Origin of the sequence: Nocardiopsis ansamitocini (assembly GCF_030268225.1) — a bacterium.
GTDB lineage: Bacteria > Actinomycetota > Actinomycetes > Streptosporangiales > Streptosporangiaceae > Nocardiopsis_D > Nocardiopsis_D ansamitocini.
On the sequence record NZ_BSQG01000001.1, the window covers coordinates 468,880 to 494,775 of the forward strand.

The 25,896-nt window shown below is 67.9% G+C and carries 27 protein-coding genes; 12 read left to right on the forward strand and 15 right to left on the reverse strand.

Annotated features, from left to right (window positions below):
* Positions 1-27 precede the first annotated feature (27 nt).
* Complete coding sequence (locus QSJ59_RS02135) at positions 28-303, forward strand: Lrp/AsnC family transcriptional regulator (protein ID WP_285756945.1); 276 nt, start codon at positions 28-30, stop codon at positions 301-303.
* A gap of 62 nt (positions 304-365) precedes the next feature.
* Here QSJ59_RS02135 and trpD read toward each other — a convergent pair whose 3' ends face one another.
* On the reverse strand, positions 366-1,412 hold the full coding sequence (gene trpD, locus QSJ59_RS02140; RefSeq protein ID WP_285756946.1) for an anthranilate phosphoribosyltransferase: 1,047 nt from the start codon (positions 1,410-1,412) through the stop codon (positions 366-368).
* A 248-nt stretch (positions 1,413-1,660) separates the two neighbouring features.
* Positions 1,661-2,092, reverse strand: a complete 432-nt coding sequence (locus QSJ59_RS02145) for a helix-turn-helix domain-containing protein (protein WP_285756947.1) — start codon at positions 2,090-2,092, stop codon at positions 1,661-1,663.
* 535 nt (positions 2,093-2,627) lie between these two features.
* Between QSJ59_RS02145 and ctaE the strand changes: the two genes are divergently transcribed.
* The 4 genes from ctaE to qcrB are packed head-to-tail and all read left to right on the forward strand — an operon-like array spanning position 2,628 to position 7,017.
* Positions 2,628-3,212, forward strand: coding sequence for an aa3-type cytochrome oxidase subunit III (ctaE, locus tag QSJ59_RS02150; protein ID WP_432707400.1), 585 nt, complete (start codon positions 2,628-2,630; stop codon positions 3,210-3,212).
* A gap of 16 nt (positions 3,213-3,228) precedes the next feature.
* The gene (gene qcrC, locus QSJ59_RS02155; protein WP_285756948.1) at positions 3,229-4,185 is read left to right on the forward strand and encodes a cytochrome bc1 complex diheme cytochrome c subunit; all 957 of its coding nucleotides are present in this window, start codon (positions 3,229-3,231) and stop codon (positions 4,183-4,185) included.
* Positions 4,178-5,290: a cytochrome bc1 complex Rieske iron-sulfur subunit gene (gene qcrA / locus QSJ59_RS02160; protein ID WP_285756949.1), complete on the forward strand. Its 1,113-nt coding sequence runs from the start codon at positions 4,178-4,180 to the stop codon at positions 5,288-5,290. The genes qcrC and qcrA overlap by 8 nt, the downstream gene beginning before the upstream one ends.
* Entirely contained in the window at positions 5,290-7,017 is a 1,728-nt protein-coding gene (qcrB, locus tag QSJ59_RS02165; RefSeq protein WP_285756950.1) for a cytochrome bc1 complex cytochrome b subunit, read from the forward strand. The genes qcrA and qcrB overlap by 1 nt, the downstream gene beginning before the upstream one ends.
* A 370-nt stretch (positions 7,018-7,387) precedes the next feature.
* On the opposite strand, the gene QSJ59_RS02170 is transcribed toward qcrB, so the two are convergent.
* The 4 genes from QSJ59_RS02170 to ctaC all read right to left on the reverse strand — a co-directional run bounded on the left by QSJ59_RS02170 (position 7,388) and on the right by ctaC (position 12,051).
* A complete protein-coding gene (locus tag QSJ59_RS02170) occupies positions 7,388-8,722 on the reverse strand; it encodes a L,D-transpeptidase (RefSeq protein WP_285756951.1) in 1,335 nt (444 codons plus the stop codon).
* 259 nt (positions 8,723-8,981) lie between these two features.
* Positions 8,982-9,407 carry a cytochrome c oxidase subunit 4 gene (locus tag QSJ59_RS02175; protein WP_285756952.1) on the reverse strand — a complete coding sequence of 142 codons (426 nt, stop codon included), beginning with the start codon at positions 9,405-9,407 and terminating at the stop codon, positions 8,982-8,984.
* An 11-nt stretch (positions 9,408-9,418) separates the two neighbouring features.
* On the reverse strand, positions 9,419-11,107 hold the full coding sequence (gene ctaD / locus QSJ59_RS02180) for an aa3-type cytochrome oxidase subunit I (RefSeq protein WP_285756953.1): 1,689 nt from the start codon (positions 11,105-11,107) through the stop codon (positions 9,419-9,421).
* A complete protein-coding gene (ctaC, locus tag QSJ59_RS02185; RefSeq protein ID WP_432707401.1) occupies positions 11,107-12,051 on the reverse strand; it encodes an aa3-type cytochrome oxidase subunit II in 945 nt (314 codons plus the stop codon). Before ctaC ends, ctaD begins: the two co-directional genes overlap by 1 nt.
* Before the next feature lie 410 nt (positions 12,052-12,461).
* Between ctaC and QSJ59_RS02190 the strand changes: the two genes are divergently transcribed.
* Positions 12,462-12,698 carry a sulfurtransferase TusA family protein gene (locus QSJ59_RS02190; protein WP_285756954.1) on the forward strand — a complete coding sequence of 79 codons (237 nt, stop codon included), beginning with the start codon at positions 12,462-12,464 and terminating at the stop codon, positions 12,696-12,698.
* Between the two features lie 100 nt (positions 12,699-12,798).
* Here QSJ59_RS02190 and rpsD read toward each other — a convergent pair whose 3' ends face one another.
* Positions 12,799-13,410, reverse strand: coding sequence for a 30S ribosomal protein S4 (rpsD, locus tag QSJ59_RS02195; protein ID WP_285756955.1), 612 nt, complete (start codon positions 13,408-13,410; stop codon positions 12,799-12,801).
* 73 nt (positions 13,411-13,483) lie between these two features.
* On the opposite strand from rpsD, the gene QSJ59_RS02200 reads away from it, so the two are divergent.
* On the forward strand, positions 13,484-14,257 hold the full coding sequence (locus QSJ59_RS02200; protein WP_285756956.1) for a DUF2470 domain-containing protein: 774 nt from the start codon (positions 13,484-13,486) through the stop codon (positions 14,255-14,257).
* 46 nt (positions 14,258-14,303) lie between these two features.
* Here QSJ59_RS02200 and QSJ59_RS02205 read toward each other — a convergent pair whose 3' ends face one another.
* The 7 genes from QSJ59_RS02205 to QSJ59_RS02235 form a co-directional block, all read right to left on the reverse strand.
* Positions 14,304-15,278 (reverse strand): carbohydrate kinase family protein, encoded by a 975-nt coding sequence (locus tag QSJ59_RS02205; RefSeq protein ID WP_285756957.1) that lies wholly within the window; start codon positions 15,276-15,278, stop codon positions 14,304-14,306.
* Between the two features lie 176 nt (positions 15,279-15,454).
* The gene (gene erpA, locus QSJ59_RS02210; protein ID WP_285756958.1) at positions 15,455-15,808 is read right to left on the reverse strand and encodes an iron-sulfur cluster insertion protein ErpA; all 354 of its coding nucleotides are present in this window, start codon (positions 15,806-15,808) and stop codon (positions 15,455-15,457) included.
* A gap of 221 nt (positions 15,809-16,029) precedes the next feature.
* A complete protein-coding gene (locus QSJ59_RS02215; protein WP_285756959.1) occupies positions 16,030-17,133 on the reverse strand; it encodes a glycerate kinase family protein in 1,104 nt (367 codons plus the stop codon).
* Positions 17,134-17,235: 102 nt separating this feature from the next.
* A complete protein-coding gene (gene pspAB / locus QSJ59_RS02220; protein ID WP_285756960.1) occupies positions 17,236-17,814 on the reverse strand; it encodes a PspA-associated protein PspAB in 579 nt (192 codons plus the stop codon).
* A 37-nt stretch (positions 17,815-17,851) separates the two neighbouring features.
* Complete coding sequence (gene htpX / locus QSJ59_RS02225; RefSeq protein ID WP_285756961.1) at positions 17,852-18,769, reverse strand: zinc metalloprotease HtpX; 918 nt, start codon at positions 18,767-18,769, stop codon at positions 17,852-17,854.
* Between the two features lie 211 nt (positions 18,770-18,980).
* Positions 18,981-19,265 carry a PspA-associated protein PspAA gene (gene pspAA, locus QSJ59_RS02230; RefSeq protein WP_285756962.1) on the reverse strand — a complete coding sequence of 95 codons (285 nt, stop codon included), beginning with the start codon at positions 19,263-19,265 and terminating at the stop codon, positions 18,981-18,983.
* Entirely contained in the window at positions 19,262-20,026 is a 765-nt protein-coding gene (locus tag QSJ59_RS02235; RefSeq protein ID WP_285756963.1) for a PspA/IM30 family protein, read from the reverse strand. Before QSJ59_RS02235 ends, pspAA begins: the two co-directional genes overlap by 4 nt.
* Before the next feature lie 157 nt (positions 20,027-20,183).
* Between QSJ59_RS02235 and QSJ59_RS02240 the strand changes: the two genes are divergently transcribed.
* Together QSJ59_RS02240 and QSJ59_RS02245 are read left to right on the forward strand one after the other, a co-directional pair.
* Positions 20,184-20,780 carry a DUF3043 domain-containing protein gene (locus QSJ59_RS02240; protein WP_285756964.1) on the forward strand — a complete coding sequence of 199 codons (597 nt, stop codon included), beginning with the start codon at positions 20,184-20,186 and terminating at the stop codon, positions 20,778-20,780.
* A gap of 48 nt (positions 20,781-20,828) precedes the next feature.
* On the forward strand, positions 20,829-21,833 hold the full coding sequence (locus tag QSJ59_RS02245) for an aldo/keto reductase family protein (protein WP_285756965.1): 1,005 nt from the start codon (positions 20,829-20,831) through the stop codon (positions 21,831-21,833).
* Between the two features lie 61 nt (positions 21,834-21,894).
* On the opposite strand, the gene QSJ59_RS02250 is transcribed toward QSJ59_RS02245, so the two are convergent.
* Positions 21,895-22,107 carry a hypothetical protein gene (locus tag QSJ59_RS02250; RefSeq protein ID WP_285756966.1) on the reverse strand — a complete coding sequence of 71 codons (213 nt, stop codon included), beginning with the start codon at positions 22,105-22,107 and terminating at the stop codon, positions 21,895-21,897.
* A gap of 225 nt (positions 22,108-22,332) precedes the next feature.
* On the opposite strand from QSJ59_RS02250, the gene QSJ59_RS02255 reads away from it, so the two are divergent.
* The 3 genes from QSJ59_RS02255 to QSJ59_RS02265 all read left to right on the forward strand — a co-directional run bounded on the left by QSJ59_RS02255 (position 22,333) and on the right by QSJ59_RS02265 (position 25,839).
* A complete protein-coding gene (locus QSJ59_RS02255) occupies positions 22,333-23,304 on the forward strand; it encodes a bifunctional adenosylcobinamide kinase/adenosylcobinamide-phosphate guanylyltransferase (protein WP_285756967.1) in 972 nt (323 codons plus the stop codon).
* On the forward strand, positions 23,301-24,071 hold the full coding sequence (locus QSJ59_RS02260) for an adenosylcobinamide-GDP ribazoletransferase (protein ID WP_432707402.1): 771 nt from the start codon (positions 23,301-23,303) through the stop codon (positions 24,069-24,071). The genes QSJ59_RS02255 and QSJ59_RS02260 overlap by 4 nt, the downstream gene beginning before the upstream one ends.
* Before the next feature lie 271 nt (positions 24,072-24,342).
* A complete protein-coding gene (locus tag QSJ59_RS02265; RefSeq protein WP_285756968.1) occupies positions 24,343-25,839 on the forward strand; it encodes a leucyl aminopeptidase in 1,497 nt (498 codons plus the stop codon).
* Positions 25,840-25,896 lie beyond the last annotated feature (57 nt).

Below are 25,896 nucleotides of genomic sequence, written 5' to 3' on the forward strand. Positions count from 1 at the left end.
TCCCAAGCGAATTCGAGGAGAGAACCCGTGGTCACCGCAATCGTGCTGATCAAGGCAGACGTCAACCGCATCCCGGAGGTCGCCGAGGCGATCGCCGACCTGGAAGGGGTCAGCGAGGTCTACTCGGTGACCGGCGGGGTGGATCTGATCGCGCTGGTGCGGGTGCGTCAGCACGAAGAGCTCGCCCAGGTCATCCCGGGCAGGGTGAACAAGGTCCCGGGGGTGCTGTCCTCCGACACCCACATCGCCTTCCACGCCTACTCCCACCACGATCTGGAGTCGGCGTTCTCCCTGGGAATGTGACCCGCCGCTTCCGCAGATCCGCCCGTGGAACGGATGGGTCTGCGGAAAGCAAGGGTCGCGGGTCAGCCCCGCTTGGCCAGGGACTGGCTGGTCTCGACCCACGTGTCGAGGGTGGCTTTGGCCTTCCCCGAGTCCACTGCCTCGGCTGCGCGTTCCAGTCCGCTGCGCAACGCGTCGAGGAGCGGCCCGGACACGCCGTCCGCGGTGGCCAGCGCGCCCGCGGCGTTGAGCAGAACCGCGTCGCGGACCGCACCGGTACGCCCGTCCAGGAAGTCGCGCACCGCCTGGGCGTTGAACTCGACGTCCCCGCCGCGCAGTGCGTCGGGCTGCGCGCGCGGCAGGCCGAGGTCCGCAGGATCCAACCGCTCCTCGTGGACCTGCCCCTGAGCCACGACCCATACCGCGGAGGTGGTGGTCGTCGTCAGCTCGTCCAGCCCGTCGTCACCGCGGAAGACCAGCGCACGCACCCCGCGGTCGGCGAACACCCCGGCGATGACACCGCACATGCGGGGATCGAACACCCCGATTGCCGAAGCGGTGGGCCGCGCGGGATTGGTGAGCGGTCCGAGGAAATTGAAGACGGTGGGCACTCCGAGTTCGCGCCGCGGTTTGGCCGCGTAACGCAACGACGGATGGAACAACGGGGCGAAACAGAAAGTGATCCCGGCTTTCTCCACCATCGTCGCGGCGTGGCGGGGGGCGAGGTCGATGACCACGCCCAGCCGCTCCAGCACGTCGGCCGTACCGCAGGAGGACGACGCGGCACGGTTGCCGTGCTTGACGACCCGGGCGCCGGCCGCGGCGGCGACGATGGCCGCCATCGTTGAGACGTTCACCGTGTGGGCACGGTCTCCGCCGGTACCCACGATGTCCAGGGTCGACCCCGGAACCGTGACCGGCACCGCGTGGTCCAGCATTCCCTGGGCCAGGCCGGAGACTTCCGCCACCGCTTCGCCCTTGGCGCGCAGGGCGACTGCGAAGCCCGCGATCTGGGCGTCGGTTGCCGAGCCCGACATGATCTCGTTCATCGCCCACGCGGTGTCGGCTCCCGACAGGGAGGCGCCGCCCAGCAGCGCGTTGACGAGTTCGGGCCAGGTTCGTGCAGTCACTTGGGATCCTCGATGTCACCGGTGGGAAATTCGTGGAACGTCACGGATGTGTCCCGGAGTCGCGTGGGCCGCTCAGGCGGGGCGTCGCAACGCGCGCGGGAGGGACCGGCACCGCCATCGGGCGGTGTCGGCGCCGTGGCGCAGCGCGCCGCGAAAGGCTCGGAGCGTGGGAGCACCGCCGCGCGGAGGCGCGGCGGCCGACAGTGGTGACATCGGTGTGGTGCGGTCCTTGTGGATCGGCCCCGGCGCTACTGCACGGGGGCGAGCGTACGTGCGCGGTCGCGCATCAGTTCGGCGAGGGACTCGGCGAGGGCGACCGGGTCGATGGGGTGGCTGACCACCTTGTCGGCCCGGGACCACGTCGCCAGCCAACCGTCGTCGCGGCGACCGATGAGCACCAGCACCGACGGGCAGTCGAAGATCTCGTCCTTGGCCTGACGGCAGAGTCCCATCCCTCCCGCGGGTTTGGCCTCCCCGTCCAGGATGGCGACGTCGATCGCGGCGTCCTCAAGGCGCCGCATCGCCGCAGGAGCGGTCGCACACTCCACCAACTCGACCTTGGGGACATCGATCGCGGGGCGCCGCCCGATCGCCAGGCGTACCTGCTCCCGAACCGAGGCATTGTCGCTGTAGACGAGGACACGCATCTTCGCGGTGTTCTCGGTGCCGGTGTCGGCCATGGTTACCGTCCTTGTATCCGCCTGAGGGGTCTCGACGCGCTGAACGCCGACACCACGCCGTGACCTCTTCGGTTGTCGCGGACCCCGCGCCACGCTGGGGACGCCGGTCTGCGCAGGATCGGCGCTCCCGTGTTACCCCGGCGGAGCCGCCGCCACACCCGCCGGGCCTGGCCGGGTGTGCCCACCCCGAGCCTATTGCCTCAAGGCCCGGAGGACGACAGGATGCCAGGGACGAACACAGGGCGGGCCGGCGGGCCCGCATACAGCACCCCATAGTGCGACCCCCCGCGGGCGGACGACGGCCTTTCCCTGACGGGTCAGCGCGATAGGGCCGGTCCGAAACAGCAACCGCCGCGGGGACCTCGGAGTGATAACGGGGACGTCACGGCGCGTCTGACGAGATCAACGCCCGACGACGCCCGCGGCGTGGTCCATTGTGCGCGTTACGGGGGGTCGTGCAACGCCCCCCGTCAGATAGCGCAATAATGCTGGCGTGGCGACAGCAACCGCGAACCAAGAAACAGGACCGACACCAGTGCATGGTGCGGCTAAGCGACCTGACCTGGTGAGCGTTGGCACCATCGTTTGGTTGGCCAACGAACTCATGTTCTTCGCAGCGCTGTTCGCGATGTACTTCACCATCCGATCGGTGACCAAGGGCAACCCTGACCTGGGTGCGTGGCCTGACGCGCACCTCAACGTCGCGTTGTCCACGACGATCACCATCATCCTGGTGGCCTCCAGCTTCACCGCGCAGTTCGGCGTTTGGGCCGCGGAGCGCGGTGATGTCAAGAAGCTCCGAAAGTGGTTTTACATCTCTTTTGCCATGGGCGCGATCTTCATCGTCGGCCAGGCATACGAGTACTACGAGCTGATCGTGCACGAAGGACTGACCCTGCAGTCCAGTGCCTACGGCTCGATGTTCTTCCTCACCACGGGTTTCCACGGTCTCCACGTCATCGGTGGTCTGATCGCGTTCCTCATCATGTTGGGACGCACGTACGCCGCGAAGCGCTTCACTCACCAGCAGGCGACCAGCGCGATCGTCGTGTCCTACTACTGGCACTTCGTCGACGTGGTCTGGATCGCTTTGTTCGCAACCATCTACCTACTTCAGTAACCCGAACGGGGAAACCGTGAAATGGATTACCGCGCGGCGACGGCATCCCCTTGCGGGGTATGTCGTCGTCATCATCGCGCTGGCCTTTTTCGGGGTGGGGTACACCTTCGTGGCCCCCGCCACCAGTCCGGCGCAGGCGCAGAACGCGAGCGCCGAGTCCGACCTGGCCAACGTGGACCTGGCGAACGGCCGCGAGCTGTTCAACCAGAGCTGCGCGAGCTGCCATGGGCAGGACGGCAAGGGCATCACCAAGACCGAGGCCGGTAACGCCGGCGCCTGGGGACCGGACCTGACCGGTGTGGGCGCCGCTGCGGTGGACTTCCAGGTCAGCACCGGGCGTATGCCTTCGGCCAACCCCGATGCCCAGATGCCTCGCAAACCGGCCATGTACGGCCGCGACGACATCAACGACATCGCGGCCTACGTCGACGCGCAGTTCGGCGGCGGACCCGGCATTCCCGTGAACGTCCCCGGCGACAAGCCCAAGCGCGCCGACTTCGAGTCGGAGGCCGACTACGAGGAGGCCACTGAGCTCTACCAGTCCTCCCTGGAGCAGTACACCGGCGGTGGCGACACCGAGGCCGGCATGAAGCTCTACATGACCAACTGCGCGCACTGCCACAGCTGGTCTGGTGGGGGCGGCGCCCTGACCGACGGCCGTTGGGCCCCGGACCTGAACAGCGCGACCCCGCGTCAGATCTACGAGGCCATGCTCACCGGCCCCGGCGCGATGCCCGTCTTCCAGGACTCAAACGACGAGGTCGGCGGCGAGGGCGGCGCGATCAGCTCCAGCGAGAAGCAGTCCCTGATCAAGTTCATCGTGGACCTGGAGAACGAGCCGAACGCCGGCGGTTACTTCGGGCTCAACCGCGTCGGCCAGGTGGCCGAGGGCTTCATCGGGTGGACTGTCGGCATCAGCCTGATCGTGGCGTGCGCGATCTGGATCACCGCGAAGCAGCGAGCACATGACTGATAACAACACTGACAACGGCAACGGCAACGGTTCCGAGGAACCCCGCGAGCGGGTGATCGGTACGCCCACCGGCGGTGGCGACGCGCTGGTGGCGGGCAAGGAGGAACCGCACCGCAAGCACGAGGGGCCCTACCTGGCCGAGGAGACGCACGCGCGTCCCGAGGAGACCCAGATCCGGGGCGAGAAGATCGCTGCGGTGTGGTTCCTCATCGCGTTCCTGGCCGGCGTCGGTTTCTTCGTCAGCTACTTCTCGTTCGCGCCCAACGCCGCCAACGAGCCGGTCATCGCCGACCCGGCCACGGCGCAGCTGGCCAACGCCTTGATGGGCGGCACCCTGGCCCTGTCGCTGTTCGCCATCGGTGCGGGCATGACCGTGTGGGCACGCCAGATCCTGCCCCACTACGAGGTCGCCTCGCCCTACGACGAGCTGCCCTCCCCGCCGAAGGAGAAGAGCTCGTTCAGCGAGTTCTTCATGCGCAGCGCCAATGAGAGCGGCTTCACCAAGCGCCCCTTGATGCGGCGGACGCTCCTGCTGGCCATGGCCCCGCTGGGCCTGGCCCCGATCGTCCTGCTGCGCGACACGGGTCCCGCTCCGCGTGACACGCTCAAGTCGACGCTGTGGGAAGACGGACTGCACATCGTCGTCGAGGGAACCGGCCGCCGTATCAAGGCCGAGGACCTCAGCGAGACCGGCGGCATGATCAGCGCGCTGCCGGAGGCGCACGACGGGGACCACGGGCTCAGCCTGGACGACCAGGCCAAGACCGTCATCCTGCTCATCAAGATGGACCCCGACGACTTCGGGCCCCAGATGAACCAGCAGCGTCTCGACTGGACGCACGAGGGCATCATCGCCTACTCCAAGATCTGCACCCACGTGGGCTGCCCGGCCGCGCTCTACGAGCGCACCACGCACCGGATCCTGTGCCCGTGCCACCAGTCGACCTTCGACGCCTCCAACGGCGCCGAGGTCGTTTTCGGACCGGCCCACCGCCCGTTGCCGCAGCTACCGCTTAGAGTGGACAACGAGGGCTATCTCGTCGCGGCCGGAGATTTCTCCAGCCCGGTCGGCCCGACCTTCTGGGACGCCGAGGTGAAGAACTGATGAGCGACAACCAAGCACCGCAGGCGCCGAAGGCGATGCGGGGAGTCGGCAATTTCATCGACGACCGGTTCCATCTGGCGAAGATGGGCGAGAAGAACCTGCGCAAGGTCTTCCCGAACCACTGGTCGTTCATGCTCGGCGAGATCGCGCTGTACTCGTTCATCATCTTGCTGCTGAGCGGCGTGTTCCTCACGCTCTGGTTCAACCCGAGCATGGGGCACATCGTCTATGACGGCTCCTACGAGCGCCTGCGCGGCGTGGGCATGAGCGAGGCGTACGCCTCCACCCTGCACATCACCTTCGATGTACGCGGTGGACTGCTGATGCGCCAGATCCACCACTGGGCGGCGCTGATCTTCGTCGCCTCCCTGGTGATCCACATGCTGCGGGTGTTCTTCACCGGCGCCTTCCGCAAGCCCCGCGAGATCAACTGGTTGATCGGCGTCGCCATCTTCACCCTGGCGATCGTCGAGGGCCTCTTCGGCTACTCGCTGCCCGACGACCTCCCCTCGGGCATGGGTCTGCGCATCTTCCAGGGCGTGCTGCTGGCCCTGCCGCTGATCGGCACTTACGCGTCGTTCTACCTCTTCGGGGGCGAGTTCCCCGGCGAGGTGATCATCCCGCGGTTGTACAGCCTGCACATCTTGGTCATCCCGGCCATCCTGCTGGCGCTGATCGCCGCGCACTTCATGATCCTGTGGCACCAGAAGCACACCCAGTACCCCGGAACGGGCCGAACCGAGAAGAAGGTCGTGGGAACCCCGATGTTCCCGGCCTTCGCCATCAAGGCCGGCGGGTTCTTCTTCTTCACCTTCGCGGTGATCGTGGGCCTCAGCGCCTTCGTGCAGATCAACCCGATCCACCTGTTCGGGCCGTTCACCCCGACGTCCATCACCGCGGGCCTCCAGCCCGACTGGTACATGGGCTTCCTGGAAGGCTCTCTGCGCATCTTCCCGAACTGGTTCGACATCACGATCGCGGGTTACGCGATCCCGATGGGCGTGCTGATCCCGGGACTGGGCTTCATGGGGATCCTGTTCGGCGGGCTGGCTGCCTGGCCGTTCGTGGAAGCGTGGATCACCGGCGACAAGCGTCCGCACAACCTCGCCGACCGCCCCCGCAACGCCCCGGTGCGTACCGGTCTGGGCGCTGCGGGCATCACCTTCTACGGGCTGCTCTGGCTCGCGGGGTCCAACGACATCCTGTCGCACACCTTCGAGATCAGCCTTTACACGACGACGTGGATCTTCCGGATCGGCATCTTCGTGGGACCGGTGATCGCCTACATCATCACCAAGCGGATCTGCCTGGGGATGCAGCGGCGCGACCGCGAGACCCTTGAGCACGGCTACGAGAGCGGCACGATCGCTCAACTCCCCGGTGGCGAGTTCGTCGAGGTCCACAAGGAGTCCTCGCCGGAGACGGTGCACGTCCTGGAGAGCAAGGAGTCCATGACTCCGCGCATCGAGACGCCGGCCGCCAACGCCAACGGCGTGGAGTCCCCCGCGTCGCGCAGCCTCATGGGCAAGCTGCGCGCCCGGTTGGCCGACTGGTACACGAGGGACAACATCTCCTTCGTGGGTGTGGAGCCGCACAGCGGCCACCACCTGCACCACGGCTCTCACAACGGGGACGGTCCCACCCACGGCGTCCAGGGCTCTGAGAACGGCCACGGAGGCTCCACGGCCTCCGACAAGGTCACCCAGGGCGCGGGACAGAACAAGTAGCGGTCAAGCAGCAACGGGAGGACCCTGGTCGGCCTAGGCCGACCAGGGTCCTCCTTGCTTTGTGCGCCCTCAGCTGCTCCAGGGCACGGGGAGGGCCGGCCCCCACACATGACCCGCCGGACGCACGCCGCAAAACGCGTCTGGGAGGCAACGACGGCGACGCGCACCTCCTGCGCCGTGCCGGGCAAGCAAGGAAGCCTCCCGGCCCTGCTCAGTGGCTCTGGGCCCCCTCGCGCCGCCCCCTTCTTCCCCGGCCCGGGACGGTAGGGCGGCACGAGGGGCCCATCCGGCAGATGAAACGGGGGTGGGCGATCCGTTCGGATCGTCCACCCCTTCGTCGATCGCACGCGGTTTCCTCGTGGCGCAGCGACTACCGCTCGGCGGAACCGTGCGGGCTTCCGGGGGAGCCCGCCTCATCGGTCTTGTCGGCCTCGCCGGTCTCGCTGTTGTCCAGCCACTCCTCCCAGGAGCGCTGCCAGTAGCCCCAACCGTTGTCGACCTCGAGCTCGCGGTCGGTGCCCTCGATGACGACCGGATCGCCCATGAGCGAGTTCTCGTAGAACCACTTGGCGTCCTCGGTGCTCATGTTGGTGCAGCCGTGGCTCAGGTTGGCCTGGCCCAGCGAGGAGTTCCACGGGGCGGCATGGGTGAACTCGCCGCTGTTGGAGACACGGACCGCGTAGTTGACGTCCAAGTAGTAATAGCCGGGGCTTCCCTGCGGGATGCCCACGGTGGCGGAGTCCATGATGAGGTGCTGGTACTTCTCCATCGTCAGATGTACCCCGGAGGTGGTGGTGAAGGCCCGGGTAGTGGCGTCGCCGTTGCTGATCGGGAAGTCCTTGATCTGCTCGCCGTCGCGCTCGACCACCATGCGGTGGGAGGAGTCGTCGATCGTGCTGACCTGGGAGCGGCCGACCTCGAAGTTGAGTTGACGGTTCTTCACGCCGTACACACCCTCTGCGGCGTTGACGCCGGCCAGGTGCATGTTGACGGTGACCTTCTGGCCGGGGGTCCAGTACTCCTTGGTACGGAACACCACCATCTGGTCGCCGAACCAGTTCCAGGCACCTTCGGCGGGTTGGTCGGAGACGACCTCCATGGCCGCCTCGACCTGGGCCTTGTTGCTCACCGGCAGGTCGAAGTTGACCACCACCGGCATCCCCACCCCGACGGTGTCACCACTCGTGGGGAAGTTGGACTGGACCTCCAGGTGTTTCCCGTTGGGCGTGTCTGAGGTGGTGAACGCGCTGGTGGATTCGCTCTGCTCACCTTCCGGGTTCTCACCGGTGGCCACGACCGTGACTTCGCTTCCGGGTGTCAATGTCCAGTCGCTGGTCCACTCGGTGCGCTCCTCGTTGAGGGTGCCGGTCACCGCATCGAAGGCGTCGGATCCGGCGGCAGGAGGCGAGGGTGCGGCCTCCGGGACCCCCTCCGCCTCGATGTCGCCTCCGACCGGCACGACGGTGACCGTGACGTCGGAGATGGTCCCTCCCCCGGCAGTGACCGTGACGGGTGCGTCGGGGCGGACACCGGTCTCGTCGGCGGCCGGAGTGATGGACAGCTTCACCGGGGCGGACTTCGCAGCCTCCCCGCTGCCCTCTTCCGGCTCCGTCGCTCCGGAACACGCCGCAGCGAGAAAGAGAACGGCTCCTGCCAGTCCGGCCCCGAGCCGACGGATTACCAGTGGTGATGCGCTGCCTTTCACGCGTGCGACCTCCAACGTCAAGTCCGACCCAGTGGGGTGTCAGTCCCTGGGACGTGGCACGAAGCAGAAAAGTTCGGTGAACCGGGAACGAGAAAAGGTGGGACCCGCGAAGGACCGGATGTCTTCTTGGACGAAGGCACCGAACCACTCGAAAAGACGATAACCCCGGCGGGTCGGGGCTCCCCGGAGGGAAACCCCGACCCGCCGGGGTCGTGGACTGCTTTTCACCTGGGCATGACCCAGGTTGGTACGGAACCGCCTAGTGCTGGAACTCTCCGCGGTAGTACTCGAACACCCAGCCGATGGTGGTCAGGATGATCGCGAAGAACCCGATGAACACCATCCACCAGCCGATGGCCACGCCGACCGCGGTGAAGGCGACCGCCATGGCGACGAACAGCGGCCAGACGCTGTGCGGGCTGAAGAACCCGTACTCGCCGATGCTCTCGTCGATCTCGCCGTCCAGACGCTCTTCCGGCGGAAGCCCGTGGAACCGCTCGCTGTGACGAGCGGACTGCCAGAGCCAGAAGCCGATCATCCAGCCGAAGCCGACCGAGACGGTAAGCGCGACCGTCCCGGTCCACTCGATGTGGCCCTCGGCCAGCCAGGCCCACAGGGCGTAGAGGGCCGCGACGCCACCGAAGAAGGTCGAGACGCCGATGAACAGATATGCCTGCATCTTCATGGTGACTCGCCCTAGTCCGTGCTTGCCGGGGAAGCCGCGACCGCGCCGGGGGCGGCGGCGTGCGGGTGGTGCAGGTCGAACGCGGGGCGCTCGGACCGGATCCGGGGCAGCGAGGTGAAGTTGTGCCGCGGGGGCGGGCACGAGGTGGCCCATTCCAACGAACAACCGTAGCCCCAGGGGTCGTCGACCTCGACCTTGGGCGCGTTCTTGTGCGTGGTCCAGATGTTCCAGAAGAAGATCAGCGTGGAGGCGCCCAGAACGAACGACGCCACCGAGGAAATCTGGTTCAACACGGTGAACCCGTCACTGGGCAGGTAGTCGGCGTAACGACGCGGCATGCCTTCCGCACCCAGCCAGTGCTGGACCAGGAAGGTGCCGTGGAAGCCGAAGAACAGCAGCCAGAAGTGGATCTTGCCGAGCTTCTCGTCGAGCATCTTGCCGGTGAACTTGGGCCACCAGTAGTAGAAGCCGGCGAACATCGCGAACACGACCGTGCCGAACACCACGTAGTGGAAGTGCGCCACCACGAAGTAGGAGTCGGTGACGTGGAAGTCGATGGGCGGTGATGCGAGCAGCACACCGGTCAGGCCACCGAAGAGGAACGTGACCAGGAAGCCCACGACGAACAGCATCGGGGTCTCGAAGGTCAACTGGCCGCGCCACATAGTGCCGATCCAGTTGAAGAACTTCACGCCCGTGGGCACCGCGATGAGGAACGACATGAACGAGAAGAACGGCAGCAACACCGCGCCGGTGGGGAACATGTGGTGCGCCCACACCGTCACCGAGAGGCCGGTGATCGCGATGGTTGCGGCCACCAGGCTCTTGTAGCCGAAAATGGGCTTGCGGCTGAAGACCGGGAGGATCTCCGTCGCGATACCGAAGAACGGCAGCGCGATGATGTAGACCTCCGGGTGTCCGAAGAACCAGAACAGGTGCTGCCACAGGATGGCGCCGCCGTGCTCGGGGTTGAAGACCTGGGTGCCGATCATGCGGTCCGCGCCCAGAGCGATCAGGGCGGCCGTGAGCACCGGGAACGCGATCAGCACCAGCACGCTGGTGAGCAGCGTGTTCCAGGAGAAGATCGACATCCGGAACATGGTCATACCGGGAGCGCGCATGCACAGGCCGGTGGTGATGAAGTTGACCGCACCCAGGATGGTGCCCAGACCGCTGACGGCCAGGCCCAGGATCCAGAGGTCGCCGCCGATGCCGGGCGAGCGCACGGCATCCGACAACGGGGTGTAGGCGAACCAGCCGAAGCTGGCCGCGCCACCGGGGGTCAGGAACCCGCTCAGCACGATGAGGCTGCCGAACAGGAACAGGTAGTACCCGAAGAGGTTGATCCGCGGGAACGCCACGTCGGGCGCGCCGATGTGCAGCGGGAGCATGATGTTGGAGAACCCGACGAAAAGCGGGGTCGCGAACATCAGCAGCATCACCGTGCCGTGCATGGTGAACAGCTGGTTGTAGGTCTCGTTGGTCATCAGCTGCATACCGGGGTACATCAGCTCGGCGCGGATGAGCAGCGCCATGATGCCACCGATGATGAAGAACGCGAACGAGGTGATCAGGTACATGTACCCGATGACCTTGTGGTCCGTGGACGTCATCCAGTTGACGATGATCGAGCCCTTGCGGGTGGGGCGCAGCGCTTCCACCCGGTTGGGGGCCGTCGTCGAATTGGCAGTAGTGGTCATTACTGGTCGTCCTCCTCGGCGACTGCGGCCTCGGAAGAGGTCAACGGCGAGGGGCTGGGCGAGGGGTCGATGACCGCGTCCTGGTCCACCTGTCCCTCTTCCTGCCCGGCCGGTGTGGGAAGCGCGGCGGGGTTGTTCTGCCGCTCCTCGAGCCAGGTCTGATAGTCCTCGGGGCTGACCACCCGCAGGGTGAACAACATGCGGGAGTGGTCGACGCCGCACAGCTCCGCACAGCGGCCCGCGTAGTCGCCCTCGACGCCGGGCAGCACCTTGACCTGGAACTGGTTGGGGTGGCCGGGGATGGCGTCCATCTTGAAGGCGAACGACGGAATCCAGAACGAGTGGATGACGTCGGGCGAGGTCAGGTCGAAGTGCACGACGCTGTCGCTCGGCAGCACCAGGACCGGCATGTCCTCGGTGGTGACGGTGGGGACGCCGGCAACCGAGACCTGCTCGCCGGCGGTGTCCAGGATCGGCTGATCCTGCGCGTCGGAGTAGTCGAACTTCCAGCTCCACTGGAAGGCGTTCACATCGACGTAGACGTCGGCGGGCTCGTCGGTCTCCAGCAGGTAGGTCTGGTCCTTGGCGGTGAAGTAGAACAGCACCGCGATGACGACCATCGGCAGGACGGTGTACAGCGCCTCGATGGGCATGTTGTAGCGCACCTGCGGCGGCAGCTGCTCGGAGCGCTTGCGGTGGAAGATCACCGACCAGATGATCAGTCCCCATACGAGAATGCCGACCGCGAACGCCGCCACCCACGAACCCTGCCAGAGCGTGAGGACACGCTCGGCCTGCTCGGTGATCGGCTCCGGCACACCCAAACGAGTGAACTCGTTCGACGCGCAGCCGGTCGCGGCTATGCCCAGCGCGGCGAGCGCGGCGCCACGTGGTGCCCATCGGCGCAGCGCGGGGCGCCGATTCCTATGGCGGGTCGGACTCACGGATTGCCTTCCCAGCGGTGAGTGCCCGCGCGAGACGCGGGCGGTCGTATATCCAAAGCGTGTCAAGCGGAAACATTATCGCGGACAGGCCGCGGTACTGATCACGGGTCCGGCAGGTCAGCGTGTTGCGTAGCGAACCCCGAGGTGGTTCGGCCCTGGCCGTATATCGGCCGGCCCGATCCGTACCGGGTCCGCGCGAACATCGCTGGCGAGGCGCTGCGACACCCGCAGCGTCTTCTGCGGTGCCCGAAAGCACATCCGCGGTGCCGTACCGCCGCCGGGGTCTCCCCTGGCGACAAGCGGGCTAAAGCGAGAGTATCGCTGTGTTCACCTGACCCTTAACCGGGTGCCTTTTAGCCGCGGACCGGGATAAAGATTGGGATACGACCTGATGCGACAAGGAGTTCGCGGTGCCTGAGCAGCCTTTGCTGACCATCGACGCCATCGGACGCAAGTGTCCGATCCCGATCATCATGCTGGCGGGCCGCCTGCGCGAGGTCCCGATCGGCTCGGTGATCGCGGTGACCGCGGACGATCCTGCGGCCAAAGCCGACATCCCTGCGTGGTGCCGTCTGAAAATGCAGGAGTTCGTCGCCGAGGTCCCCCTCGAACGCGGGAGCAGGTTCGACATACGGCGCACCTACTAGACGGCGCCGGCCCTTGTCCGTACCAAGGGCATCGGACACGGCAGGGGCCGCACGAACGTCGCGGTGGACGTGATCGTGCGGCCCCTGGGCACACCCGCGGTTAGCGGTTGTAGTACTCCACGACGAGCTGCTCGTCGAAGGGCACGGGAACCTGCTCACGCTTGGGGCGGTCGACGACCGCGATGCGCAGGTCCTTGTGGCTGACGGCCAGGTAGCCGGCGATCTTGTCGTCGGCGTGCACGGCCTCGGAAGCCTCGACGAACGGGACCATCTGACGCGACTTCTCGCGCACTCCGATGATCTGGCCCGGCTTGACCTGGTACGAGGGGATGTCGACCTTCTTGCCGTCCACGGTCACGTGCCCGTGGTTGATGAACTGGCGCGCGGCGTAGATGGACGCCGCGAAGCCGGCGCGCAGAACAACCGTCACGAGACGGAGCTCCAGCTCGGCGATGATCTCTTCACCGGTACGCCCAGGGCGCTTCTTCGCGTTCTCGTAGATGCGAGCGAGCTGCTTCTCCGAGAGGTCGTAGTACCAGCGCAGCTTCTGCTTCTCCGCCTGGCGAACGGCGTAGTCGCTGGTGGAGCGACGAACGCGACGGCCGTGCTCACCCGGGGGGTAAGGCCGCTTCTCGAAGTAGCTGACCGCCTTACGGGTCAGCGGGGTACCGGCGCGCCGGGACAACCGCACCTTCGGTCCGGTGTAGCGCATTCAAGTCCTCCGTTTTCGGTCTCTTGCAAAAACGGGAATCCTAGGTAAGGCTTGCCTAAGTCTAGGAGGTGTCATGCGACAGCCCAGCCCGTCCGCGATTGAACGGGTCCGTTCCCTTGCCGCCACGGCGACCCCGACCACAGCGGCGTTGGCAGACGATCCCGGCACGCGTTTCAGCGTGCGCGGGGCAGTCGATCATGCCGGTCGCGCGGTTCTGCTCATCGACGAGGGCCACCCGCTGCACGAAGTGCTCAGGGAGACCCGGCACGGATGCGCCGACCTTGCGATCAGCGTCGATCTCTCCGCGCTCAGGCATGTGGGTCAGACACCCACTGTACGCGCCCGCCTGTGGTGCGAGGGTTGGGTGTCAGTAGTCCCCGCAGGTGAGCGCCGCGAGGCCGCTCTTGCCATCTGGGAACAAGTCCCCGATGACGAGCTGCTCGCCGCAGTCGACCATGATCCCACACCCCGGACACCGCTTCTCGCACGGGTCGAACCGGCAATGGTGATCTACGACACCTACGACGACTCGGGGGTCATCGACGGCGGCGCCTACCTGGAAGCAGCCGCCGACCCCTTGGTGGAGACGGCCGAATCGCTGATCGGCCACGTCAACGACTGCCATCGGGACGAACTCGGTGCCGCACTGCGGCACGTGCCCAACGCCCCCGAGGGCTCGGCCTGGTTGTGGGAACTGGACGCGCACGGGGCGACGCTGTGGGTGCAGCCCTATCTCAGCCGCCGACCCGTGCTGGTTCGGCTCCCATGGAGCTCCTGCGCCACGGCCCCCTGCGACCTGGAGCGCGCGCTGCACGACCTGCTCGCCCACCGGGAGGTCACCCGCTAGGACCCGGCCCTGCCGGGGCCTGCGCGGCCCCCGGCAGGGAGGTGGATCAGACCTGTGCTGCCTCAACCTCGGCCGCGGCGGCCTCGCCGTAGGAGCGCGAGACACGCGCGACGAGGCTCGCGGCGTTCAGCCGGTACTCCTGCGGACCGTCCACCTCAAGGCTGTGCGCGGCCACGGCGTTGCCGACCTGGGCACAGCGCTCCAGGCTCAGACCCCACGCGGTAGCGGCCAGGAACCCGGCACGGAAGGCGTCGCCCACACCGGTGGGGTCGACACGCTCGTCCACCTCGGCGGCGGGAACGTGCAGGGACGGCTCGCCCGTGCGGTCGATCCGCACCCCCTTGCCGCCCAGCGTGGTCACCCGCGTGCCCACCATGGCCAGGATCTCGTCCTCGGTCCACCCGGTCTTCTGTTCGGCCAGCGCCTTCTCGTACTCGTTGGTGAACAGGTAGGCCGCGCCCTTGATCAGGCTACGGACCGAATCGCCATCCATCCGGGCGAGCTGCTGGGAGGGGTCGGCCGCGAAGGCCAGCCCGCGGGCCCGGCACTCCTCGCTGTGGCGCACCATCGCCTCGGGGTCGTTGGCCCCGACGAGCACGAGGTCGAGTCCGTCCGTGCGCTGGGCCAGCGGCCACAGTTCGATGTTGCGCGCCTCGGACATCGCCCCGGCGTAGAACGAGGCGATCTGGTTGTGGTCCGCGTCGGTGGTGCACACGAACCGGGCGGTGTGCTTGATCTCGGAGATGTGCACACCCGAGACGTCCACCCCGTGGCGCTCGAGCCAGGCGGCATACTCGGTGAAGTCGGCGCCGGCGGCCCCGACGAGGAGGGGGCGCAGGCCCAGGCAGCCCAGCCCGAAGCTGATGTTGGCGGCGACGCCGCCTCGGCGCACCTCCAGCTCGTCGACCAGGAAGGAGAGGGAGACCTGCTCCAACTGGTCGGCGATGAGCTGCTCTGCGAAGCGCCCCTCAAAGGTCATCAGGTGGTCGGTGGCGATGGATCCAGTAACCGCGATGCGCACTGCGGGGGGCTCCTTGGCGTCAAGGGATGAATGATCCGGTTAGGCGAAAACGGGTTCCAGGGTACCCAGGCGCGGGCACGGCGTCAGTCCCGCCCGCCATCGGGACGAAAACCGACGGGGCCGACACAGCAGTGCTGTGTCGGCCCCGTGGACGGTCCGAGCGCTCGGCGCGACCCCTAGTTGAAGGAGTCGCCGCAGGCGCAGGAACCGGTGGCGTTGGGGTTGTCGATCGTGAAGCCCTGCTTCTCGATGGTGTCGACGAAGTCGATGGTGGCGCCCGTGAGGTAGGGAGCGCTCATGCGGTCGGTGACGACACCGACGCCGTCGAAGTCGACGACCACGTCGCCATCGAGCTCGCGCTCGTCGAAGAAGAGCTGGTACCGCAGGCCCGAGCACCCACCGGGCTGGACGGCCACACGCAGTCGAAGGTCGGTGCGGCCCTCCTGCTCAAGGAGTGCCTTGACCTTGCCCGCGGCTTCGTCGGTCAGGACAATCCCCTGTGCGGTGCTGGCCTCGCTCTGAACCGTCATCTGCTGAATCCTCCAAAATGGGGCGGCCGCCGCCCCGGCGGCCTGGATACCTCAGACGTGCCAACGTCGAGGTCCACGCGTGCATTCCACGTCTGTGCGGCGCGGTAGCGCCTTCATGCTTGCTACCAGGGTAGGTCGTCACCGGCGTTCTCGCCATCACGGCCCTGTTCGGCGGGCCGCGCCCTCCCGCGGGAACGCTCTACCGCTCCTCGGGGCTCCCTTCAGCGGTCCCAACGCTTGGCGACCTGTCCCGCAAGGCGGCGCAGCTCCTCCGCGGAGCGGGACAATGCCGCCTCGACCGAGCCGGCCGACTCCACGAGGGAGTAGGTCTCGGTGATCCCGGCGGCCGCCGCCTCGGCTCGGCCCACCGCGATCCGCCCGGCCAGGACCACGCAGGGGACGCCGTGCCTGGCCGCCGTTGTCGCGACGCCCTGTGGGAGCTTGCCGCGCAAGGACTGCGAGTCGAACGACCCCTCGCCGGTGACGACGAGATCGGCATCGGCCACGAGCGCGTCCAGACCGACCGCGGCCAACACGCGCTCGACTCCCGATTCGACCCGCCCTCCGAGCAGGAGCAGGGCGTAGCCCAGGCCACCGGCCGCTCCGGCGCCGGGGGTGGAGTGCAGATCGCCTTCGGGATCGGTCTTCGCGGCGAAGGTGGTGAGTGCTGCGTCCAGGCGCTGCACCTGATCGGGGTCGGCACCCTTCTGCGGGCCGAAGATCGCACTGGCACCGCTGATCCCAAGGAGCGGGTTGTCGACGTCGGTGGCGGCGATGAGGCGTACACCACGGGTGCGAGCGCGCGCCGGCGCGAGGTCGACCTCGCCTTGGAGGTCGACTAGCGCTGCCCCGCCCCCGCTCAGTGCGGCTGCCGGCTCTGCTCCGAGAGCGGCGAGCAGACCGGCCCCGCCGTCGTTGGTACCGCTGCCGCCCAGACCGACGACCACGGTCGTCGCTCCGCGGTCGATGGCGTGGGCGAGGAGTTCCCCCACACCGCGGGTCGAGGTCACCCCGGGATCGCGTTGTTGCGGAGAGATCTGGTCCAGTCCGCAGGCAAGCGCACTCTCCACGTAAGCGGTGTCGTCCACCAGGAGGTAACGGGCCTCTACCGGGTCGCCCAGGGGGCCGGTCACCTGGGCGTCCACGAGGGCTCCGCCGAGAGCGGAGTGCAGGACCCCGACGAAACCGGGACCGCCGTCGGAGAGGGGGACCAGCTCGCAGCCGGCTCCGGGAGCGGTCGAGTGCCAGCCTTCGGCAACGGCCTCTGCCGCCTCTACAGCGGTCAGGGTGCCGGCGAACTTGTCAGGAGCAATAACGATACGCACCCCACCAGTGTGCCCAACTCACGCCGGATCGGCGAGCCGGCAAGCGGTTTCCGTTCGCCTATCGGTAACAGAAGTCCGCATTACGGAAATCTGGCAGTGGCTTCAGAGGCCGGGGGCTCCGTAGACCGGGAACCAGCGCGACTTGTCCTGCTCGATGGCGAGGTCGTCGCCGATCAGCGCGGCGATCTGCAGCTCCAGTGCCGTGTCGCGGTTGGCCTTCCCCTGGGGCGCGAACGGGTAGAAGGTGCCGCGCTTGTACAGGTAGACCAGGGCGAACTTGCGCCCCCGCGCGTCGGCGAACGTCACCAACGAGCACAGCAACGACGGCCCGAACCCTGCGCTCTCCAGACTTGAGTTGACGGCGTGCAGATCAGTGACCAGGTCGCTGATCCCGGTGGATTCCCCGGGATCGGTGCGCAGGACCAGCCATGTGTAGCCGTACTCGTCCTGGACCGGCTCCACCGCGGGCCCGCCGTCGGCGTTGAGGAGCTCGGTCACCTCCTGTTGAAGGGTGGCGAACGCCTTTCCCTCCGCTGCCCGAAAGGCCACCGAACCCGAACCGGTGGGTGCGAACTCCGACGTGGCCTCCAACGTCACGGCCGATGACGGCAACCCGAACAACTGGTCGAGGTTGGGCTTGGCCGGCTTGGAGCGGCCCAGCAGTGCTCTGAGGAAGCTCACGGATCAGGGTCCTTTTCTGGTTCGGGCTTCGATGGGCTCAGGCTCCGGTTCCCAGATGACGGGAGATCCCGGCCAACTGGGCGAGTCGCTGCTCGACCGGGGGGTGGGTGGCGAAGATCGAGCTGATGCTGACGCCCTTCTTGGAGAACGCCGGGGTGAAGAAGAAGGCGTTGAAGGGTTCGGCCTTGCGCAGGTCGTCGGTGGGAATTCGGGCCATGTCCCCGGTGATCTTGGTGAGCGCACTGCCCAGTGCAGAGGGGCGTCCGGTGAGATAGGCCGCCGCACGGTCGGCCGACAGCTCGCGGTAGCGCGAGAGAGCGCGGGTCAGCACGAAGCTGAGCGCCCACACGATCGCGCTGACCACGACCACCAGCAGCGCGATCATGGCCGGGCTGGGGCCGTTGTTGTTGCGGCCGCCCCCGCCGAAGACCGCGACGCGCAGCCCCATCTGGGTGAGGAAACCGGCCACGATCCCGAGAAAGCCCGCGATCGTCATCACCATGACGTCGCGGTGCGCCACGTGGGACAGCTCGTGGGCCAGCACCGCCTCCAGTTCCTCGTTGTCGAGGCGGCGCATCAACCCGGTGGTGGCGCAGACCACCGCGCTCTTCTCGTTACGGCCCGTGGCGAAGGCGTTGGGCACATCGGTGCGGGCGATGGCGACCTTGGGTTTGGGCATGTCGGCCAGCGCGCACAGCCGGTCGACCACGGCGTGCAGCTCGGGCGCCTCCTGCGGGGTGACCTCGTGGGCACCCATCGCGTAGAGGGCGATCTTGGCGGAGGAGAAGTACTGGAAGAGGGCGAAGCCCACGACGATGAGGCCGACCAGCCACACAGGCATCCCCACCAGGACCAGGGCGACCACGAAGGCAATGTAGACGAGGACGAGGATCGACATCGTCAGGACCATCCGGGTGGTGAGCCCCCGGTCGGGAATGAACTTGCTGCCTGCCACGGCTTCGCCTTTCGCCGGATCCGCTGGTGGGAAATACCCAGCTACCAGCGAAGCTTAGGTGGAAAAAGTTGGATTCTGGTTAGAGCGCGCCGCTGCTCCAACGGTTCCATCCGGCCGGTCACGACCCGGAGGCGAAAACGCAACGGCCGCCGCGACGCGATGTCGCGGCGGCCGTGAGCCGGACCGTCAGGGGTAACGCCTTCGGGGCCGTCTAGCCGACGTCGGGGATGAGTCCCTCGTCGCCGAGCATCTGACGGACCTCGTCCATGCTGGCGTCCGCCGGGGGCAGGATGAACTGCGACGGCGCCAAGGAGTCCGCGGGCAGCGGCTTGCCACCCTCACGGACCTTCTGCAACAGGTCGTGCAGCGCGCCACGGAAGTTCTCCTCGCTGCCGGACTCGATCGCGTCCTCGAGGGTGCGGTCGAAAGAGTTCAGCAGTTCGAGGTCGGCATCGGACAGGTCGAGCTGCCCTTCGCCCATGATGCGGACGATCACGCGTTCCCCCCCTGCTGACCAGAGGCGTTGCCGCCTTCGATCTGCGGGGTGGACGCTCCGCCGCCGCCGAGCTGACGCTTCATCTGCTCGAGCTCGGCCTCTACACCCGTGGTGCTGGCCATGCGGTCGAGCTCTGCCTGAATGTCGTCGCGGGGCGCACCGGAGACGTCGTCGAGCGCACCGGAGGCCAGGAGCTCGTCGACGGCGCCCGCGCGCGCCTGCATCTCGGCGGTCTTGTCCTCGGCTCGCTGGACCGCCAGGCCGACGTCACCCATCTCCTCGGAGATGCCGGAGAACGCCTCACCGATCTGCGCCTGTGCCTGCGCAGCGGTGTAGGTGGCCTTGATGGTCTCCTTGCGGGTACGGAAGGAGTCGACCTTGGCCTGAAGGCGCTGAGCGGCCAGGGTGAGCTTCTGCTCCTCGCCCTGCAACTGCTCGTGCTGCGCGCGCAGGCCGTCGATCTGGGACTGCAGTCCCGACTTGCGGGTGAGGGCCTCTCGGGCAAGGTCCTCACGGCCCTGCCCCAGAGCGGCCTGTCCCTGGTTGGTCAGCTTGTTGGCCTGCTGGTCCAACTGCTGGATCTGGAGTTCGACCCGCTTGCGCGAGGTGGCTACATCGGCCACCCCTCGCCGGACCTTCTGCAGCAGTTCCAACTGCTTCTGGTACGAGTAGTCGAGAGTCTCGCGAGGGTCCTCGACTGAGTCCAAGGCTTTGTTGGCCTTGGATTTGAAGATCATGGAAAGTCGCTGAAACACGCTCATTGGCGTGGCCGTCCTCTTCTCGGTCCGTATCGGCTGTTCCCAGCGGGCGCTCTAGCCAACCCTACGCGCTATGGCAAGAGGTCGCCATGAAGCGCGAACCGGTTACCCTGATGGAGTGTTCCGACGTCGCTCCGCCCCAGCATCCCAAGAGCAGGTTATGAGCAGCTCCGCTAGTTCCGAGGCCGGTCAAGCGCCCAGCGGTAAGGGTGTCTCCGACAAGAAAGCGGCCCCCACGCCCAAGCGCAGTGAGTCCGCCAACAACCTCCGCAGGCCGCTCAGCGCGCCCCAGACTCGCAAAGAAGCCTATAAGCAGTACCGCGAGCGGGAACGCCGCCGGATGCAGCGAGAGCGCGCCGGACTGAGCAAGGGATCAACCGATCCCTACACGCGGCCGCAGGACGAGGGCCCTGTGCGGGCCCTGGCCCGCGACTACGTGGACTCCCGGCGCAGCATCAGCGAGTTCTTCCTGTACTTCTCGCTGGCCATCATCGTGCTGTTGTTCCTGCCGATCCCAGAACTCCAGTTGGGCGCCACCTACGTGGTGTGGCCGCTGATGATCGTCACCATGATCACCGAGGGCATCTTCACGGCCCGCCGGGTCAAGGCGATGATCGCCAAGCAGTACCCCAACGAGACCAAGAACGTGCGCGGCGCAGGCATGTACGCGGTGATGCGCCAGCTTCAGATCCGCAAGCTGCGCCTGCCCAAGCCGCGGGTGAAGCCCGGCGACGAATTCCTCTCGAAACACCGCTGATCTGGGCCGACCGGGTTTTCGAGAACCCTGCGCCCTAGAGTTCGGGGTATGGAGTTTCGTCATCTTGGCAGCAGCGGCCTGGTCGTCAGTGAGATTTCCTACGGCAACTGGATCACCCACGGGTCCCAGGTCGAGGAGGAGTCAGCGGTGGCCTGCGTACACGCCGCCCTCGACGAGGGCGTCACCACCTTCGACACCGCTGACGTCTACGCGGGGGGCCGGGCCGAGGAGGTGCTGGGCCGGGCCCTGAAGGGGCAGCGCCGTGACGGCCTGGAGATCTTCTCCAAGGTGTTCTGGCCGACGGGCGAAAGCCGTAACGACCGCGGCCTGTCCCGCAAGCACATCGTGCGCGGCGTCGAGGACTCGCTGCGCCGGCTGGGCACCGACTACCTGGACCTCTACCAGGCGCACCGGTTCGACCACGGCACACCGCTCGAAGAGACCCTTCGCGCTTTCGACGACCTGGTCCGCCAGGGCAAGGTGCTCTACATCGGAGTGTCGGAGTGGCGCGCCGAGGAGATCGAGCGGGCTCTCGCGATCGCTGACGCGCTGGGGCTACAGCGCCCCGTGTCCAACCAGCCGCAATACAACATGCTGTGGCGGGTCATCGAGTCCGAGGTCGTGCCGGCGAGCGAGCGCGGCGGCCTCGGACAGATCGTGTGGTCCCCGATCGCCCAGGGGGTACTGACCGGCAAGTACCCGCCGGGCCAGGCCCCGCCCGCGGGGTCACGGGGCACCGACGAGAAATCGGGTGCGCGGTTCATCAAGCGCTTCCTGGACGATCAGGAGCTGCTCACCAGAGTTCAGGGACTGTCCGGATTGGCTGCGGAAGCCGGGCTGACCCAGGCCCAGCTCGCGGTGGCGTGGGTCCTGCAGAACCCCAACGTGTCCTCGGCGATCGTCGGCGCCTCACGGCCCGAGCAGGTGCGCGACAACGTCCAGGCGGCAGGGGTCCGGCTCGATGCCGGGCTGCTCGCCCGGATCGACGAACTGCTGGGCGACTCCGTCCAGCGCGACCCCGCGCTGACGCAGAGCCCTGAGGCGCAGCGCTAGAAAGCCCGGTGCGGGCCGCCCGTGAAGCGACCGCCCGCACCCCGATGACCGCGTCCAGCGCTCAGGAGTCCTCGCTGAGACTCATCGTGTAGATCACCGCGTCGTTCTCCAGCAGTGTCACGCGCTCGACGCCCTCCGCCCGGAGTTCACGCCAGCTCTCGCCCAGCCAGCTCTCGGCGTCGCCCTTGGACGACAGCATCTCTTGGGGCAGGGCCGTGTCCGGGTCGGCAAGGACCGTTCCGTCGGCTCTCTCGTACCGCCAGCTCCACGCCATGGACTACCTCTCACTGGGCCGAGTCGGTCACCAGGGAGCCTATCCAGCACCGGGGGCGAGAAACCGGATCCCGGCCGAACAAGCGCTCGGCACCGGGTATGGGGTTAACTGTCGCACGTGCGAATCCGTCTCTCCGGCACAGCGGGCCCGTCCGGTTGGCCTGCTCCCAATTGCCGTTGTGCCTCTTGCAACCGCGCGTCACACAACCGGCGCCTACCGGTCAGGGTGACCGTCGACGACGCGTTCACGCTGACCGGCCCCGACGGGCCGCTCCCCCGTCATCTGCCGGCCGGATACTCCCTGGTCGAGACCGTCTACGGGACCCGGGTGGACGGGGCCGACGGAGGCCGACTGCTGTATGCCAGCCCCGGAGCCCCCGCCGAGCCGCCCCGGGACATCGGCGCCCCCGGCACTCCGGTCCCCGAACATCAGGTGGACCTGGCCCTGGTGGATGCAGCGGGGGCTCCGGAGACCATCGGAGCGCTGCGTCGTGCCGGGGTCGTGGGTTTCACCACCGCCGTGGTGGCGGTGGGCGGCGACCACCGGGTGCACTCCCCCGCCGAGTTCGCACGCCGGGCACGACTGTGGGGAGCGCTGGCCCCCTCCGACGGCCAGGACCTCACCTGTCCGCCCGCAACCTGGCCGCCGCCTCGGGTGCGCGGGCCGTACCGGGTCCTGATCACCGGGGGCGCGCGCTCGGGCAAGTCCACCGAGGCCGAACGGCGGCTGCTCGGCGAACCCGACGTCCTCTACCTGGCCACCGGGCCCGCACCCGACGACGACCCCGCCTGGGCCAAACGGGTGGCCGCCCACCAGGAGCGGCGCCCGACGTGGTGGCGCACCGCCGAGACCCTGGACGCGGTGGAGGTACTGGCGCAGGCCGACGGCGCGGTGCTACTGGACTGTGTGGGCACGTGGCTGTCGGGGACGATGGCGGAACTGGGGATGTGGGACGAGGAGGCCCCCGGCGACGCCGAGGACCGGCTGGCCGCCCGGATCGACGAACTCGTCGCCGTTTGGCGTCGATGCGACGCCTACGTGGTGGCGGTCACCAACGAGGTCGGCTCGGGCGTCGTCCCGGCGACGACGAGCGGCGGGGTGTTCCGCGACTGGCTGGGGCGACTCAACCAGCTGCTGTCGGCCGAATGCGAGGAAGTCGTCCTGGCGACGGCCGGGCGCGTGGTGCAGCTGCCGTGACGCCGGTGGTCCGCGACGCGGTGGACGGGGCCCGCATGGCCGTGGGCACCCTGACCGCCATCCCGGTCCGGGTCGTCCGGGTGGACCGTGTGGTCGCCGGTTGGGCGATGGCTCTGGCGCCGCTGGTAGCGGTACTGCTCGGGGGGCTCTGCGCAGTGGTCCTGGCCGCGGCCCTGACCGTGGGGCTGGACCCGTTGTTGGCATCGGTGCTGGCCGTGGGTGCGTTGGCGGTACTTACCCGGGGGCTGCACCTGGACGGGCTGGCCGACGTCGCCGACGGCTTGGGCAGTGGCCGACCTCCTGAAGGCGCTTTGGCCGTCATGCGACGGTCCGACATCGGCCCGTTCGGCGTGGTCGCCCTGGTGATGACCGTGCTGGTCCAGGTGCTCGCCCTGGCTTCCGTCGTCGAGTCGGGCGCACTCACAGCAGCGCTGGCCTTGGGAACCGGCCTGCTCTCGGGACGTCTGACCATCACCTGGGCGTGTGTACGGGGAGTGCCCGCGGCACGCTCCGAGGGTCTGGGCTCGTTCGTGGCCGGCAGCGTCGCCCCGTGGGCGGCGACCCTGGTCAGTGCGGCAGTGGTGGCCGGCTGCCTGCTGGCCCGCCCCGGGTTCGTACCTGCGCTGTTGCTGGGGCTGGTCGCCGCCGCGGTGCTGCTGTGCCATACCCGGCGCCGCCTCGGCGGGATCACCGGCGACGTCCTGGGCGCCCTGACCGAGACCGCGACGACGACTGCGCTGTTGGTCACCGCCGCCTCCCTGAGCTGAACAGCCCTTGCGCCACCCGGCTGTAGTCAGTCTCACATTTCTTCACACCCGCCCCCGGCGACGCCGACGGCGGACGGTAGGGCCGCACCACCCCGCAGAATCGGCGGCGCAGGGGGCTGCACCGCGCTCCCAGCACCGTGTACGACCCCTGGCACGGGGGCGAACAGGTGTTTTCAGCGCCTTGACTCCTTCCGGGAATCCTTGGGCGGTTTTGTGCCCGACCAGGGAGGCGCGTCCCCAGCCGCACGTGGCAAGGACTAGCATCGAGGTCGTGAGCACGTCGCTGGCAGTCATCACCGAGTCCCCAAGTTCGCTCGACGTCGACGCGGTAGTCGTCGGTTACCACTCCGGGGCCGATGGCCCGGAGCCCGCGTCGGGCGCTCACGACGTCGACTCCGCCTTCACCGGCGGACTCGGCCGGGCCCTGGCTCTGCTGGGAGCCACCGGAGCCCTGGAGGAGGTGAACACCATCCCTGCTCTGGGTGCCGTCAAGAGCCCCCTCGTCGTGGCGGTCGGCCTGGGCGACGCCCCCGTTGAGGGCGAGAGCGTCACCGCCGACACCCTGGCCCGCGCCACCGGCACCGCGTTGCGCTCCTTGGCCGGCAAGTCCCGGATCGTCCTCGCACTGCCGGCCCAAAGCGCCGAGCAGACCGGGGCGATCGCGCTGGGCGCACTTCTTGGCGGCTACTCCTTCGACCGCTACCGCACCTCTGCCACCGACTCCCCGGCCGAGTCGGTCTCCGTGGTCAGCACCGCCGACGGCGCCGCCGAGGCGGTGAACCGCGCCGAGGTGCTGGCCTCTTCGGTCAATCTGGCCCGTGACCTGGTGAACACGGCCCCCGCCGACCTGAACCCCGAGGACTTCGCCGGAATCGCCGAGGAGGTGGCCCGCGAAAGCGGTCTCGCCGTCGAGACCCTCGACGAGCAGGCGTTGGCCGAGGGCGGCTACGGAGGCATTGTCGGCGTCGGCCAGGGGTCGGCCAATCCGCCCCGCCTGGTGCGGTTGTCCTACACCCATCCCGACGCCGCCAAGACGATCGCCTTCGTGGGCAAGGGCATCACCTTCGACTCCGGCGGCCTGTCGCTGAAGCCCGCGGCCTCCATGGACTGGATGAAGTCCGACATGGGTGGCGCGGCCTCGGTCCTGGCCGCACTGCGCGCGATCGCCGCACTGCGGCCCGCGGTGAACGTCGTCGGATACCTCGCCATCGCCGAGAACATGCCCAGCGGAACCGCGCAGCGCCCCTCCGACGTCCTGACCATCTACGGCGGCAAGACCGTCGAGGTGCTCAACACCGACGCCGAGGGCCGTCTGGTCATGGCCGACGCCCTGGTGCGCGCGCACGAGGACGCCCCCGACCTGATCGTGGACGTGGCCACCCTCACCGGTGCGCAGTTGGTCGCGCTCGGGACCCGGGTGTTCGCAATCATGGCCAACGACGACGACGTGCGCGCGCGGGTCGCCGACGCCGCGGCCGAGGCAGGCGAGGCCGCCTGGCCGATGCCGCTTCCCGTCGAACTCCGAAAGGGCCTGGACTCGTCCGTCGCCGACATCGCCAACGTGGCGGGCGAGCGCTGGGGCGGAATGCTCAGCGCCGGGATCTTCCTCAACGAGTTCATCGCCGAGGGCGTCAAGTGGGCTCACCTCGACATCGCCGGACCGGCCTTCAACAGTGCCGGCCCGCACGGTTACACCCCCAAGGGCGGAACCGGCTCGGCTACGCGCACCCTCGTGCGCATTGCCGAGTCCTACGCCGGGAACTGGTAGAAAGCAAGACGGCCGGGCGCGCCCGATGCGTCCGGCCCCGTCAACGGTCCGCCTGAA